Here is a 14058-nt window from a genome sequence, read left to right as displayed (position 1 = left end):
AGGAAACCCCGTCGGGGCGGCTCCTCGAACCCTATGCTTGCGCCGATTTGCGATTGTGACAAGTGGCAATCGTAAGTCCCCGTGTTATCTTGGGACATGCCGACCGAACGGGAAGCCGCCCGCCTGTTTTACGACACCTTGATGTATACCCAGTGGCTGTCGCGGCAAGACATTGAGGCCTATCAGCGCCAGCAATTGTCCCAGCTTCTCCATCACGCCGCGCACACCACCTCCTTTTACCGCGACCGGCTGTCCAAGGTGCTCCTGCAGAGTGGCCGGGTGGATTGGGATCGCTGGCATGAGGTCCCTGTCCTCACAAGGTCGGATGTACGCTCACGGCAGGCAGAAATGACGTCCAGCGCCATCCCGCAGGTTCACGGACGTCTGACGCAAGTTTCTACTTCAGGCACAAGCGGCGTCCCCATAACCGTCACAGCCACGCGCCTTGCCGACATCGCGCGCAACGTCGCGCGCTGGCGACTGCACAGTTGGCATGAGCTTGACTGGTCCAAGCCAATGGCCTTGGCCCTGGGGCAGGATCCCGGCAAATCCGTCTGGCCGGACGGGCGGGTTTTCAAGCCATGGGGACCATACTGGGTTTCGCATCGCGGCCTGCGTCACGTCATCGAAGTCATCACGCCGGTCGACAGGCTGGTCGAGTGGCTGAACCGTACGGGCGCCGCCTACTTCACGGCAATGCCCGTCACCCTGGCAGCTGTAGCCGAGGAGAGCGTTCGTCAGGGCAAGCAGATCAAACTTGGTGCCACCATAAGCTTCGGCATGCAGGCCAGGCCGGAATACCGTCGCGTGGTCCAGGAGAGACTGGACGTTCCGATCATCGAAGTCTACGGCTCGGAGGAATGCGGTCCGATTGCCATGCAGTGCAGAAAAGGAGCGCTTCACATCAATTCCGAGCTCGTAAGGGTGGAGATAGTCGATGACGACGGTAGTCCTTGTCCGCCAGGCGTCCAGGGTCGCGTCATCGTGACGGTCTTGCACAACGCCGCGCAGCCTCTTATTCGCTACGAGCAAGGCGACCTCGCGGCATTGGCTGAATCATGTGACTGTGGACTTCAGTTGCCGGTGCTCGGTCCGGTATCAGGGCGCATTCGACATTTGTTTCAGTTTGGCGAGGGCGGTCGGTTCATGCCCTCCGGGCATGTCACGACTGAAATTGTGGGCGCTCACCTTCGTGCCAGCTGGTACCAGATCGCACAGACCGGATTGAACAGGGTCGAAGTGAGATTTGTCTCTCCGGCAAATCTCAGCGAGGCAGATCTGGAACACTCGCGCCATGCCTTCCGTACATCGATGGGTGGCAAGGATATCGACATCGTTCACAAGCGCTTCGATTCGCCACCGCTCAAACCCGGACAAAAATACATCGAATTCGTCAACGAGCATGCGCCGCCTGATACCTAGCTACAGCATGATCCGGAAAAGTGGATACCGGTTTTCCGGAAGCATCATGCGCAAACAAAAAGCTGGAGCGTGATGGCGACTCGACGAAAAGCCATCAGGCTCTAGCTGAGCAGGTCCACGACGCCCTTGGCAATTTCGGTGACAGGATCGATTTGCAGGTAGCGCGTGTTCTCCAGCGACAGATCGCGCGCCGCCTTTTGCATTGCCTGGCTTTCTGCCGCCGCCCTGACCGCCACGGCAAGGTCGAGCATCTCGAAAGTGCTCCAGCTCAGGACGGTGCCGGCATTGCGGGCGGCGATCGACTGGGCCACCAGTGTCTTCTCGATATCTGTCTTGATCATGACCTGCGGAATGCCGGCGGCGATACCGGCCATCGCCATGCCGGAACTCCCCGCATGCACGATGACCCTGCAGCTCAGCAATTCGATCGGAAGATAGGCCAGGCCATCCGGCACGCTGATGCCGGCAGGCTCGAGCAGCTTTATGGTCCGCCGCAGGGGCAACGAGAAAATGGCCTTGCCAGGCAGGCCCGCCCGCACAAGACCTTCGACAAGTCGCACATCGGTCTGCTGCTGTTCCTGGAAGTAGGCAAAAACCCGCATTTCCGGTCGCATCGCCAGGACGATCTCCCTGGTATCGGGAGTGCCCAGCCAATTGCCCTCACGATGCTCACGATAGGGATCGATGCAGGGAAGCGTGAGCAGGTAGGGACGATCGGCCCGATTGATCTGCGGAAAATGCGATATCGGCTTCTTGTGGTAGCGATGCAGTATTTTGTTGACGCGGCCCACGACGTCACTCTCCTCATACTGGATCGGAACATCATCGATCAGTCGCGGGAATGAGGGGAGCGACGTCGGCGGCAGGACATAGCCGTTGCCGACCGCAACAATCGGTATTCGTCCATAGAACAGCAACGATACGCTCGGCGCGTAGTCGGCAATGATGAGATCGGGGTGCTCGGCCTCGATGAGCGAGCTCCATTTTTGCAGACGCTCTGACAGGTCATCGCGCGGGCCGAGCATCAACTGCGCGAGATAGTCGCCGTAGGTGGCGCTGGTCATGGGTTTGCGGTCTTCGGCAGGCGGGGATTTCAAGGGCCAGTTCGGGGCCTGCCTTATGGCCCCCGCCGGAATGCCGACGGCCTCGCCCGCATCGGGCCGGCGCAGCGCGTAGGTGACATCAAAACCCTGCTTCTGCAGTCTTTCTCCGATGAGCTTGAGCTGCCTGACATGGCCGTTGCCGCTGCCGAACTCCCAACACATCAGAATCCGTTTGGCGCGCCGCATGATTTGTGATTTTGCCCTTGATAATCAGCGTAAGAGCGGGAACCATCGCATTTTCGAGGATTCATTCAAGCCGGAATTGTTCATGCTGAAGAAGAAAAGCAAAGCACCGTCACTGGACCTGCGCGCCTTTATCGAGGAATTCGGCGTTCAGCGCGGACCGGGAATTGTGTCCCCGAGCGGCACCCCCTTCGCGTGGTTCATTGACATGCGCCGGGTATTCATGCGGCCCGAATATCTGGGCGAGATCGTCAGGCAGTTCTGGGAGCGCCATGCCCCGGGAGGCCCGGTCCAGATCGGCGGCATGGAAGTCGCTGCGATCCCCCTCCTCACCGCAATCCTGCAAGCCGGTCACGAACGGGGTCATGAACTGAATGGATTCATGGTGCGCAAGGAACGGAAGACCTATGGCACGCAACAGCAGATCGAAGGGGAGCTGAACGACCGGCCCGTCATTCTCGTCGATGACAGCATGAACACCGGCGGCAGTCTGGAGAAGGCGCGCGTTGCCCTCGAACGCTCGGGCCGCAAGGTCGACGAAATATTTGTCGTCGTGGATTTCCAGTCCGCCAAAGGAATGGCTTGGCGGAAACTGCACAACATCAAGGTCAACGCACTCTTCACCCTTTCCGATCTCAATCTGACGATCCGGAAAAAGGACCCCGCGCCGCCGCAACAGAAATTCGAGTTCGTCTGGCGTTATGCCGCGGAAACTCTCGCGCCATTCCATGTCGTACCCAAGTCGACGCCGGTCATTTTCGGCAACAGCATCTGCCTCGGCACCGACGCCGCAGCATTTGTTTCGGTCGACCTCGATAGCGGCAAGGAGAACTGGTCCTATCAGGCAAAGGGCGCGATGCACAAGGGCATCTGGTCGTCTGCCGCACTCCATCAGGGCCGGCTTTATTTTGGCGCCTACAATGGCATCGTCTATTGCCTGGACGCCCGAACCGGTGCGGAGATCTGGCAAAGCATAATATGCGATTGGGTCGGCTCGTCTCCCCTGGTGGTCGAGCGGCACGGTGTCCTGATCGTTGGCACCGAATATGAAAAACGACGGATGCCCGGTTCGATGGCGGGCCTGTCGCTCGCTACCGGCGAGAAGCTGTGGGAATTTCCCATGCGGGCCTATCAGCATGGCTCGGCCTCCTACTGGCCCGCCGATGATCTTGCCATTTGTGGATCGGCCGATCATTCCATCCTCGCCCTCAATCCCGCGACCGGCGAGAAGGTGTGGGAGTTCTACACCGATCGATCGACGAAATATCCGCCCGCCCTGGATATGGAGCGCGGGCTCGCGGTCGCTGCGTCTTTCGACGGATATATCTATGTCGTGAAGGCGGCAACCGGTGAGCTGGTGGAGAAATTCAAGACCGACGATATTTGCTATACGACCCCGCTCATCACCCACGGGCGGATATTCTGCGGCTCAGGCGACCGCCATCTCTATGTCATCGATCTAGAGACGATGAGCTTGGTCAAGAAGATGGATTGCCGTGCCCGCGTCTATTCCTCACCACGCCTGGTCGCGGGGAAAGTGGCCTTCGGCAATACGGGCGGCACTTATCGTGAGTTGGACCCGATCTCGCTTCAGGTGACTGGCTATTTGCAGCTCCCCGATGCGATCACCAACGCCATCGCCGAAACCAATGGCGGGCAGCGGATCTTCATTCCGACCTCTGTCAACGAACTCTACTGCTTCGAGCGCGTTTAGCTGGGTCTGGTGCTCAAAAGAAAAGAGCCGCAGAACTCTGCGGCCCTTCTCCTGAGTAAGATGGATCAGTTCAGTGCCGGCACCTCTTCACCGTCGGTGCCTTCGGTGCCATCGGAACCGTCGGAACCTTCGGTCGTTCCTTCGCCATAGCCGCCATTGTCGCCCGACTTGCCGACGCCCGACGCGAACAGGTCGAGGGTGCGGTTGCGCGGATCGTCTTCGCGGTGACGGCGGATCAGGCTCTTGTCTTCGCCGCCGAAGTAGAATTTGAGACCGCCGAGGATGTTGAAGGCCTCGTCGTCGCCATATTCGGCATTGGCGTAAAGCGACATCGGCGAGCCGCTGAACTGGTATTCGAAACCGGCGCGCAGCGCCTCGAAATCGTCGACAATCTTGCCGCCGATCGACACGCGGAAGTCGTCGGTCAGGTAGAAGGCCGCATCGGCAATGACGAAGCCGGTATCGAAGCTGTCATCGTCCCCGTCGACGTAAAGATAGCCGCCCCAGGCTTCCAGGGTGAAATTGCCGAGATACAATTCGGCTTCCGGACCGACCGGATAGAGCGTGGCGTCGTCGCCATCGATCACACCACCGGTGACACCGAGGAGATAGCTCTCGGGGTCGCGCATGAAGAGATGGGCGATGCCGCCGAACTGGGTGTTATCATAGCGTTCATTGGCGCCCGCATCGAGCTGAAGGCCCAGCATGCAGCCCAGCGGGAAGCTGAGCGAGCCGCCGGCCTCCCAGGCGACATCGCCGCTGATCTCATCAGTATCGGAATAGCCGCCGCCGCCTTCAAGCTTGCCATTGAAGCCCGAAACGGCCGGCGTGCAGCCAGGTTCTGCGACGACATCGGCGGCCAGCACCGATCCCCCGAATCCCGTGATCGCCAGCGTGCCCGAAATCGCGGCTCCGGTGAGCCATGCTCTTTTCCTGATCATTCCCCTGCCTCTAGCTAACTGACCCGAAATTACGGAGTCGCCCTGCCGTGGCTAGAGGTTACCCGCAGGTAACAGCCTGTGACAAACGAAAATTGCCGCAACCCCGTCTTTTTTGGCGATTGCGGCAATTAAGCAACAGTTTGGCGTCGCGTCAGGCTTAACGTCTCACGAAATCCAGATAAAGCCCGGCAACCCCGGCCGCGACATTGAGACCGGTCTGAACCTGGACGCTAAGCGGTTGCAGGGAAATGGTTTTCTTGAATCCCCCGATCAGGACATTGGCGCCAAGGCCGGCAACGACCGTGGCTTCCGCCGTGGCGCCGACATAGGTCCCTTCCAGGGCGCCACGCTTGGTCTTGCCTGGCGCGAACACCGCCCAGGCGAGAATGGCTTGATTCGTCACGCCGATATCGACGCCGAGCTTGCGGATCCGCCCCTCATAGCGCTCCGGCCGCCCACCGCTCGAGGGCTGATAGACGCAATTGACCTTCTTCGATGACACCAGAATCAAGCCGACGCCGCCTTCGATCTCGCAGGTCAGCACCCCGATCTTCACCCCTGTTTTCGCATCTGCCGCTGGCGCGGAGAGGCCGAGCGCTGCCACGGCGGCGGCGGCCAAAGCGAGTTTACGCATTTTGTATTTTCCTTTTGTTGGTAGCCGGCCGAATCCTAGCGCCGAATGTGTCTGCAATGCGACCCGCCATTGACGCCGCGCCAGGCGCATGGGCAAAGACAGTGATCAGGAGATGCATTGAATGACGACGGATATTCTTATTGTCGGTGCGGGACATAATGGCCTGGTTTGCGCATTCTACCTCGCTTCTGCCGGGCTGAAAGTCAAGCTGGTGGAAAAGCGCGATGTGGTGGGCGGTGCCGCCGTGACGGAAGAATTCCATCCGGGCTTCCGCAATTCGGTCGCCGCCTACACGGTGAGCCTGCTCAATCCCAAGGTGATCGCGGACATGAATCTCTCCGCCTACGGATTAACCGTGGTCGAGCGCCGCGCCTCCAATTTCCTGCCGCATCCGGATGGCCGCTATCTGCTGACCGGGCCCGGCCGCACCGAGGCCGAGATCGCGAAGTTTTCCGCCGCGGACGCCGCCGCCTATCCGCGCTATTCCGAGGCGATCGACGCCATCGCCGACGTGCTGCGCGATCTCGTCCTGAAAGCCCCGCCCAACCTGGTCGAGGGCGGGCTCATCGCGGGCTGGCCGGAGCTCGTCAAGGCGGGAGGCCTGGCGCGCCGGCTGGGCCGGCTACCGCTTGCCCGCAAGCGGGTGCTGTTCGATCTCTTCACCCAGTCGGCGGCCGACTTTCTCGACGGCTGGTTCGAGTCCGACCATGTGAAAGCGGTCTTCGGCTTCGATTCCATCGTCGGCGCCTTCGCCAGCCCGAAGACGCCGGGCACCGCCTATGTCCAGCTGCATCATTGCTTTGGCGAGGTTAACGGCAAGAAAGGCGTCTGGGGCCACGCGCTGGGCGGCATGGGCGCCATCACCCAGGCGATGGCCGAGGCCTGCCGCGCCAAAGGCGTCGAGATCGAGACCGGCGCCGCCGTCAGGGAAATCATCGTCGAAAGGAACCGCGCCCAGGGCGTCGCCCTGGCCGACGGCCGCAGCCTCAGGGCCAGGGGTGTCGTCTCCAATCTGAACCCCAGGCTCCTGTTCGCCAGCCTGGTGCCCGCCGATGCGCTGCCCGCCGATTTCCTCGCCCGCATCCGGAGATGGAAATGCGGCTCCGGCACCTTCCGGATGAATGTGGCGCTGTCCGAGCTGCCCTCCTTCACCTGCCTGCCGGGGCGTGCGATCGGCGACCACCATACGTCCGGCATCATCATCGCCCCCACCCTCAGCTATATGGACCGCGCCTATCACGACGCGCGCGAATTCGGATGGAGCCGCAAGCCGATCGTCGAGATGCTCATTCCGTCCACGCTCGATCCCTCGCTCGCCCCCAAAGGCGCCCATGTCGCGAGCCTGTTCTGCCAGCATGTGGCGCCCGAGCTCCCCGACGGCGCTTCGTGGGACGATCATCGCGACGAGGTCGCCGATCTCATGATCAGGACGGTGGACGGCTACGCACCGGGCTTCGCCAGGAGCGTCGTCGGCCGCCAGATCAATTCGCCGCTCGACCTCGAGCGCACTTTCGGCCTTGTCGGTGGCGACATTTTTCATGGCGCCCTGTCGCTCGACCAGCTCTTCTCGGCCCGTCCCATGCTGGGCTATGCCGACTATCGCAGTCCGCTGCGCGGACTCTATATGTGCGGCTCGGGCACCCATCCGGGCGGCGGCGTGACCGGAGCCCCCGGCCACAATGCGGCCCGCGCCGTCGCCCGGGATTTTCGCTTGCGGCTCGCCTGAGCATGATCCGGAAAAGGTGGACACCGGTTTTCCGGGGAAATCATGCGCAGACTAAAAGCTAAAGCATGATCCGGAAAAGTGGACACCGGTTTTCCGGGAAAATCATGCGCAAACAAAAAGCTAAAGCATGATCCGGAAAAGTGGATGCCGGTTTTCCGGGAAAATCATGCGCAAACAAAAAGCTGAAGCGTGATGGCGATTCCATCTGAAGCCATCACGCTTTAGCTCTTGGAATCTGCGCGGAATTCCCTCATATCCGCTTTGTCATGGATTACTTGCTGGCCAGCTCCGTCGCCGTCCTCCAGATCATCTGGATCGACCTCCTGCTTTCGGGCGACAATGCCGTCGTCATCGCGCTGGCCTGCCGGTCCCTGCCGCCGCATCTGCGCAAATGGGGCATCATTCTCGGCGCCGGAATGGCCATCCTTCTGCGCATCATCTTCGCGGCGGTCATTTCCCACCTGCTCGTCATCCCGTTCCTCAAGGTGGCCGGCGGCCTGCTGCTCGTCTGGATCGCGGTGAAGCTGGCCAGGGGCGAGGAAGCCGAAGAGAAGAGCATCGCCGCCTCCGACAAGCTTTACAAGGCGGTGTGGACCATTGCCGTGGCCGACGCGGTGATGAGCCTGGACAATGTCGTCGCCATCGCCGCCGTCTCCAAGGGCGATCCCTGGCTGTTCGGCTTCGGCCTCGCGCTCTCCATTCCGCTCATCATGATCGGCTCGCAGCTCATCATGAAGATGATCGAGAAATTCCCGATCATCGTCTGGGCGGGTGCCGCCCTTCTCGGCTGGATCGCCGGCGAGATGATCGCCACCGACCCCGCCGTGGCGGGCCGTTTCGGCATCGAGCCGCATTCAACCATGGTCTATGTCGCAGCCGCCATCGGCGCGGTTCTTGTCGTCGCCATAGGTTACTGGCTCAAATCGCGCGAGGAAGCCGCGGAAGCCTGATGGCGTCACGCCGCCTCGGCGCCGCCCGCCTTCAGATGCGCGAGCAGATCCACGGGCAGCGGAAACACCACCGTCGATGACCGCTCGCCGGCAATGTCGTGCAGCGCCGCGAAATAGCGCAGCTGCATGGCCTGCGGCTCCTTGGCCAGCATCCGGCCGGCCTCGACCAGCTTTTCCGCCGCCTGCTGCTCGCCTTCCGCATTGATCACCTTGGCGCGCCGCAGACGCTCGGCCTCAGCCTGCTTGGCGATGGCTCTGACCATGCTCTCGTTGAGATCGACATGCTTGATCTCGACATTGGCCACCTTGATGCCCCACGCGTCGGTCTGCTGGTCGAGGATCTCCTGGATGTCGCTGTTGAGCCGGTCGCGCTCCGCCAGCATCTCGTCGAGCTCGTGCTTGCCGAGGACGGAGCGCAGCGTGGTCTGGGCGAGCTGGCTGGTCGCCGCCATGAAATTCTCGACCTTGATGATGGCGCGCTCGGCATCGACAATGCGGAAATAGAGGACGGCATTCACCTTGACTGAAACATTGTCGCGCGAGATCACGTCCTGCGGCGGCACATCCTCCACCACGACGCGCAGATCGACCCGGACCATCTGCTGCACGAGGGGAATGAGGATGATCAGGCCCGGCCCCCGCACCCCGCTGAAGCGCCCGAGAGTGAAGACGACGCCGCGCTCATACTCCCGCAGGATGCGGATGGCCGACATGAGGAACGCGATCACGATGACGGCAAGCACCAGATAGGCAAGATAATCGAGCATCATGGCAGCTCTCCTGTGCTTTGAATTTGAGCCCGCTTGCGCCGCACGATGAGGGTGAGGCCTCTCACGCTTTCGATCTCGGCCTTTTCCCCGGCCGCGAAGCTTTCCTCGCTCTGCGCCCGCCAGCGCTCGCCTTGCGCGAGGACGTGGCCGGCGCCGCCCGACCAGTCGAGGATTTCGGCGGGCAGGCCGGGCATCGCTTGCGCTCCCATCCGGGCCGGGCCCTTGCGCGCGCTCCACACATGGCGGCCGGTCGCCAGCAGGAGGCCTGCGAGCAATGCCACAGCGATGGCGATGATGGTCCAGGACAGCCGGTAGCCCGGCGCTTCGACCTTGAGCAGCATCACGGCGCCGAGAAGAAATGCCGCGAGACCGCCGACCCCGAGGACGACCGTCGGATAGAAGGCCTCGACGATCAGGAAAAGGATGCCGAGCAGCATCAGGGCAAGACCCGCATAGTCGATAGGCAGGAGATTGAGCGTATAGAGGCCGAGCAGGAGGCTTATGGTGCCGATGACGCCCGGAGCGACGGCGCCGGGACTCATGAACTCGAAGACGAGCCCGTAGATGCCGATGAGCATGAGAAGCACGGCGATATTGGGATCGGTGATCACCGAGAGGAACCGGATGAGCCAGCCGGGTTCGAGCGTTTCGACCGGCAATCCCTTTGTCGCCAGAACCCGCATGCTGCCACCGACCTCGACCTTGCGGCCGTCGACCGCCTGCAGCAGATCGCTCGTATCGCGCGCCACGAGGTCGATGACGCGCGCCTCGAGCGCCGCATTGGCTGACAGGCTCACCCCTTCGCGCACTGCTTTCTCGCCCCAATCGGCGTTGCGTCCATGCAGCTCCGCGAGACTGCGGATGAGGGCGACGGCGTCATTCGTCACCTTCGTCCGCATGGCGTCGGGAGTTGGTTCCGGCTGGGTTGGACTCTTGTCGTCTTTGTTGCCCGGGTCCCTGTCGCCATTGCCGGGCGGCTCCGAAAAGGGCATGCCGATCTCGACCGGCGTTGCGGCGCCGAGATTGGTGCCGGGCGCCATGGCCGCCACATGCGTTGCATAGAGAATATAAGTGCCGGCGCTCGCGGCATGGCCTCCGGAGGGGGCCACGTAGCCGACGACCGGGACCGGAGACGCGAGAATGTCGGCAATGATCTCCCGCATGCTCGTCGCAAGCCCGCCCGGTGTGTTGAGGCGCAGGATGACGACCTCGGCGTTTCTGCCGCCCGCCGCCGCGAGACCTTCCTCAATCTGCCGGGCCGCGGCAGGACCGATGGCGCCGTCAATTTCGATGAGAAGCGCAGTCCTCGCCTCACCGCCCGCCTCGCCCCTTCCGGGAGAGAATTGGGCGACCGCGGCGGCCAGCAACGCGACCGCAAAAAGAGCCATGCGCAACGGTTTCACGTTTGCAGCTCCATACCCCCTGAATATGGAGATGGCGGACGCGTATTTCCAGCGGCGGGATGATTAAGGCTAATCCCGCTCTATCGAGGCTTTCCATTCCGACAGGAAGCGCCGCCGGTTCTGCTGATCGAGGGTCGCCAGCAGCGCCGGCCCGATGACGATGGGCCGGTAGACGCCTGAGCCCAAGCCCGGATCGACGGCATCGACACCTTCCGGAAACGGCCGGTCGAAGGAGAAGAAGAAGGATTCCGCCGCCGCGGCCGCCTGCCCCCGGCTCGACAGCACATAATCCAGGAACGTCTTGCCGAGATCGGGACGGCCGGCCGCCGCCGGTATCATCGCGGTCCGGCTGAGCACCAGCGTGTAGTCGCGCGGCATGACGATGCCGATGGGCGCGCCCTCCTTGTAGCGGCCATAGGCGTAGGAGCCGATCAGGTTGTAACCGATGAGGAGCTCGCCCTTCTCGATGCGCGCCAGCAGCTCGCCGGTGCAGCAGCGTAAGACCGCGCGCGAGCGCCCGAAGCTCTCGAGCAGCCGGCCGAAGATGTTCGACTGCTGCGTATCGAAGAACGCGAACAGATAGCCGATGCCGGATTGCTCGATATCGTAGGTGCCGACCTTGCCGTCATAGATCTCGGGCTTCGCCCGCAGAAGCTCCGCCAGATCGTGATGGGTGCGCGGGATGTCGGCCGGCGCGACGAGATCGCGGTTGTAGACAATCACAGCGGGCTCGAAGGTGAAGCCGAAAACCTCATCGCGCCATTTCGCCCAATCCGGGATGCGGCCGGTATTGGGCGAGAAATAGGACTGCGCGCAACCGTCATTGGCAAGCTTGGCGATGTGATCGACCGAGGACGAGATGACGATATCCGCCATCTTCTCGCCCTTGGCGCATTGGTTGGCGAGCAGGTCGTAAAGCTCGTTGGTGAGATAGTCGGTGAAATCCACGCTTATGCCCGGCTGGGTCTTCTGGAAATCGCGGATCATCGGCCCGATGGCGCTCAAATCGGCAACGGCATGGATGGTGAGCACCGCGGTCTCCGGCCCCACCGCCGGGAACCAGGTATTCTCCTTGGCCGTAGCGCCGCCGCTCAGCCCCAGGAACAACAGCGCGGCAACCGCCAATCGTGATGAGAGCCTCATGTGGCCTTGCCCGGATTGAAGCGGAAGAGCACGGAGAACATGCCCTTCTCGGTGTGGAAGCTGAGTTCGCCGCCGTGGTTGAGTGTCACCTCGCGCGCGATCGCGAGGCCGAGGCCTGATCCCGTCCCACCCGACCGGCCACGGAAGAAGCGATCCGTCACCTGCGGCCAGAGCTCCGGCGGAATGCCCGGTCCGTCATCCGTCACTTCGACCTCGATACCGCCCTCGCTGCGACGCACGGCGAGACGCAGGAACGAACGGGCGCCATGCTGGATGGCATTCTCGATCACATTCTTGAAGGCTTCCCTCAAGCTCACCGCATCGCCCCACATCACAATCGGCTCTGCCGGCGCATCGAAGGTAACCGTGATGTCGCGGTCGAGCGAGACCGGCACGGCGCCGGCGAGCGCTTCGCGCGCCAGCAGCGCCGCATCCACTTCCGACCGCCCCATCGTCTCGGCGCGATGGCTGATCATCGCATCGCTGAGCAGCTGGTTGGTGAGCCGGGCAAGCTCGCTGGTGCGCGCTTTCACCCGCGCGATATGATGCTTGCGCTTTGCCGCATTCGTCTCAGCGGTGAGCAGTTCGACCTGGCCGACAAGGGCGGTCAGCGGAGTGCGGATCTGATGCGCCGAATCGGCGATGAAGCGCTGCATCGCCTCCAGCCGCCCGGCGAGGCGGTCCATGAAGCCATTGATGGCGGAGACGAGCGTGGCGATCTCGGTTGGGGCTTCGACATCGAGCGGGGTCAGCACATTGGGCGGGCGCTTCAGCAGGGCCATCTCGATATTGACGAGCGGCCGCAGCGCGAGCCTGATCGCCACGATCATGCCGGCCAGCGCCAGGAAGCTCATGATGCCGACCAGCACCATCGCCTTGAGGGTGAGATCGCGCGCCAAACCGTCGCGCGCTTCCAGCGTCTGGCCGACCACCGTCATCACCCAGCCATTGGCTTCCGCAAAATAGCGTCCGACCGCGGCGATACGGATCGGCCTGCCCTTGAACTCCGTGTCACCCACGAAGGGCCCTGCCCCGCCATCGGCGGCGGCGGGCGGCAAAGGCAGATCGCCATAGCCCGTGACCTCCGCCGCCTTTGTCGCGATACGGTAGTAGATGCGGGCGCTGCGCGAGATCGACAGCGTCTCCAATGCCGATACCGGCACATCGGCCTCGACCGCGCCATTCTCGGCCGACAGCGTCTCGCTGATCTGCCGCGCCGCCCCCAGCAGCACGCGGTCATAGGCGTCATCGGCCGCGGTGCGCGCATAGTAGGAGGCAGCCACCGCCAGGATCGCCGCGCCGCCGAGCAGGATCGCGGAAATCAGCGCCGTGAGGCGCCAGAACAGCGACGACCTACTTTTCATCGGCCGATCCCGCCTGATAGCCGAGCCCCCGCAATGTCCTGATCTCCATGCTGGCCGAGCCCAGCTTGCGCCTGAGCCGCGCGACATAGAGCTCGATCGCATTCTCGCCGGCATCCTCGCCGAAGCCGAACAGCTGGTTCAGGAGCTCGGCCTTGCTGAAGACGCGCTGGGGCCGCGCCATCAGCACTTCGAGCAGCGCCACCTCGCGCCGCGTGAGCTCGACGCGCTCGCCCTTGACGGTCACCAGCCGCGCCGCCTGGTCGAGGACGACATCGCCGACCGCAAGCCGGCTCACCGTCGCGCCATGCCGGCGCCGCGCCAAGGCGCGCGCCCGGGCCTCGAGCTCGCGGAAGTCGAACGGCTTGACCAGATAGTCGTCGGCGCCGAGATCGAGCGCGCTCACCCGGTCATCGACCTGGGAGCGCGCCGTCAGCACCAGGACGGCGGTGTCGATCTTGCGCGCCCGGATCTCGCCGAGCAGCGTGAAACCGTCCACATCGGGCAGCATCACATCGAGGATGATGAGATCGTAGCTCTGCACGTTGAGCGCATGCCGCGCATCCTCGCCCGTCATCTGCCAGTCGACGGCATAGCCGACCCGCGACAGCCAGGCGACGATCGCCTCGCCGACATCCGGCGTGTCCTCGACGATCAGGATGCGCATCGCAAAAGCGCTTGTGGCAATGACAGCTTCATGACAGGATT

General features: G+C 62.7%; 12 protein-coding genes. 4 read left to right on the top strand and 8 right to left on the bottom strand.

The window, feature by feature from the left end; genetic code table 11:
• Positions 1 to 96 precede the first annotated feature (96 nt).
• Positions 97 to 1422, top strand: coding sequence for a phenylacetate--CoA ligase family protein (locus DT068_RS09460; RefSeq protein WP_119389566.1), 1326 nt, complete (start codon positions 97 to 99; stop codon positions 1420 to 1422).
• Between the two features lie 101 nt (positions 1423 to 1523).
• On the opposite strand, the gene DT068_RS09455 is transcribed toward DT068_RS09460, so the two are convergent.
• Positions 1524 to 2711, bottom strand: coding sequence for a nucleotide disphospho-sugar-binding domain-containing protein (locus DT068_RS09455; RefSeq protein ID WP_162914100.1), 1188 nt, complete (start codon positions 2709 to 2711; stop codon positions 1524 to 1526).
• An 82-nt stretch (positions 2712 to 2793) separates the two neighbouring features.
• Between DT068_RS09455 and DT068_RS09450 the strand changes: the two genes are divergently transcribed.
• Positions 2794 to 4422, top strand: coding sequence for an outer membrane protein assembly factor BamB family protein (locus tag DT068_RS09450; RefSeq protein WP_162914099.1), 1629 nt, complete (start codon positions 2794 to 2796; stop codon positions 4420 to 4422).
• Positions 4423 to 4487: 65 nt separating this feature from the next.
• Here the strand turns inward: DT068_RS09450 and DT068_RS09445 are convergent, their stop codons facing one another.
• Both DT068_RS09445 and DT068_RS09440 read right to left on the bottom strand, forming a co-directional pair.
• Positions 4488 to 5363 carry a hypothetical protein gene (locus DT068_RS09445; RefSeq protein WP_119389563.1) on the bottom strand — a complete coding sequence of 292 codons (876 nt, stop codon included), beginning with the start codon at positions 5361 to 5363 and terminating at the stop codon, positions 4488 to 4490.
• A gap of 157 nt (positions 5364 to 5520) precedes the next feature.
• Entirely contained in the window at positions 5521 to 5997 is a 477-nt protein-coding gene (locus tag DT068_RS09440; RefSeq protein WP_119389562.1) for a DUF992 domain-containing protein, read from the bottom strand.
• Between the two features lie 121 nt (positions 5998 to 6118).
• Here DT068_RS09440 and DT068_RS09435 point away from each other — a divergent pair, with 121 nt between their 5' ends.
• On the top strand, positions 6119 to 7723 hold the full coding sequence (locus DT068_RS09435) for a phytoene desaturase family protein (RefSeq protein WP_119389561.1): 1605 nt from the start codon (positions 6119 to 6121) through the stop codon (positions 7721 to 7723).
• Positions 7724 to 7989: 266 nt separating this feature from the next.
• The gene (locus DT068_RS09430; RefSeq protein WP_119389560.1) at positions 7990 to 8673 is read left to right on the top strand and encodes a TerC family protein; all 684 of its coding nucleotides are present in this window, start codon (positions 7990 to 7992) and stop codon (positions 8671 to 8673) included.
• Positions 8674 to 8678: 5 nt separating this feature from the next.
• Here DT068_RS09430 and DT068_RS09425 read toward each other — a convergent pair whose 3' ends face one another.
• The 5 genes from DT068_RS09425 to DT068_RS09405 form a co-directional block, all read right to left on the bottom strand.
• Positions 8679 to 9443 (bottom strand): slipin family protein, encoded by a 765-nt coding sequence (locus DT068_RS09425; protein ID WP_119389559.1) that lies wholly within the window; start codon positions 9441 to 9443, stop codon positions 8679 to 8681.
• The gene (locus DT068_RS09420) at positions 9440 to 10831 is read right to left on the bottom strand and encodes an NfeD family protein (RefSeq protein ID WP_119389558.1); all 1392 of its coding nucleotides are present in this window, start codon (positions 10829 to 10831) and stop codon (positions 9440 to 9442) included. Before DT068_RS09420 ends, DT068_RS09425 begins: the two co-directional genes overlap by 4 nt.
• Positions 10832 to 10915: 84 nt before the next feature.
• Positions 10916 to 11989 (bottom strand): ABC transporter substrate-binding protein, encoded by a 1074-nt coding sequence (locus tag DT068_RS09415; RefSeq protein WP_119389557.1) that lies wholly within the window; start codon positions 11987 to 11989, stop codon positions 10916 to 10918.
• Positions 11986 to 13353 (bottom strand): sensor histidine kinase, encoded by a 1368-nt coding sequence (locus tag DT068_RS09410; protein WP_162914098.1) that lies wholly within the window; start codon positions 13351 to 13353, stop codon positions 11986 to 11988. The genes DT068_RS09415 and DT068_RS09410 overlap by 4 nt, the downstream gene beginning before the upstream one ends.
• A complete protein-coding gene (locus DT068_RS09405) occupies positions 13343 to 14017 on the bottom strand; it encodes a response regulator transcription factor (RefSeq protein WP_119389555.1) in 675 nt (224 codons plus the stop codon). Before DT068_RS09405 ends, DT068_RS09410 begins: the two co-directional genes overlap by 11 nt.
• Between the last annotated feature and the right edge of the window lie 41 nt (positions 14018 to 14058).

Source organism: Taklimakanibacter lacteus (assembly GCA_003576695.1).
In the GTDB taxonomy this organism is placed as follows: Bacteria; Pseudomonadota; Alphaproteobacteria; order Rhizobiales; family Aestuariivirgaceae; genus Taklimakanibacter; species Taklimakanibacter lacteus.
The sequence above is the reverse complement of the archived record's forward strand: the minus strand, read 5'-3'. Positions and strand labels throughout refer to the sequence as shown.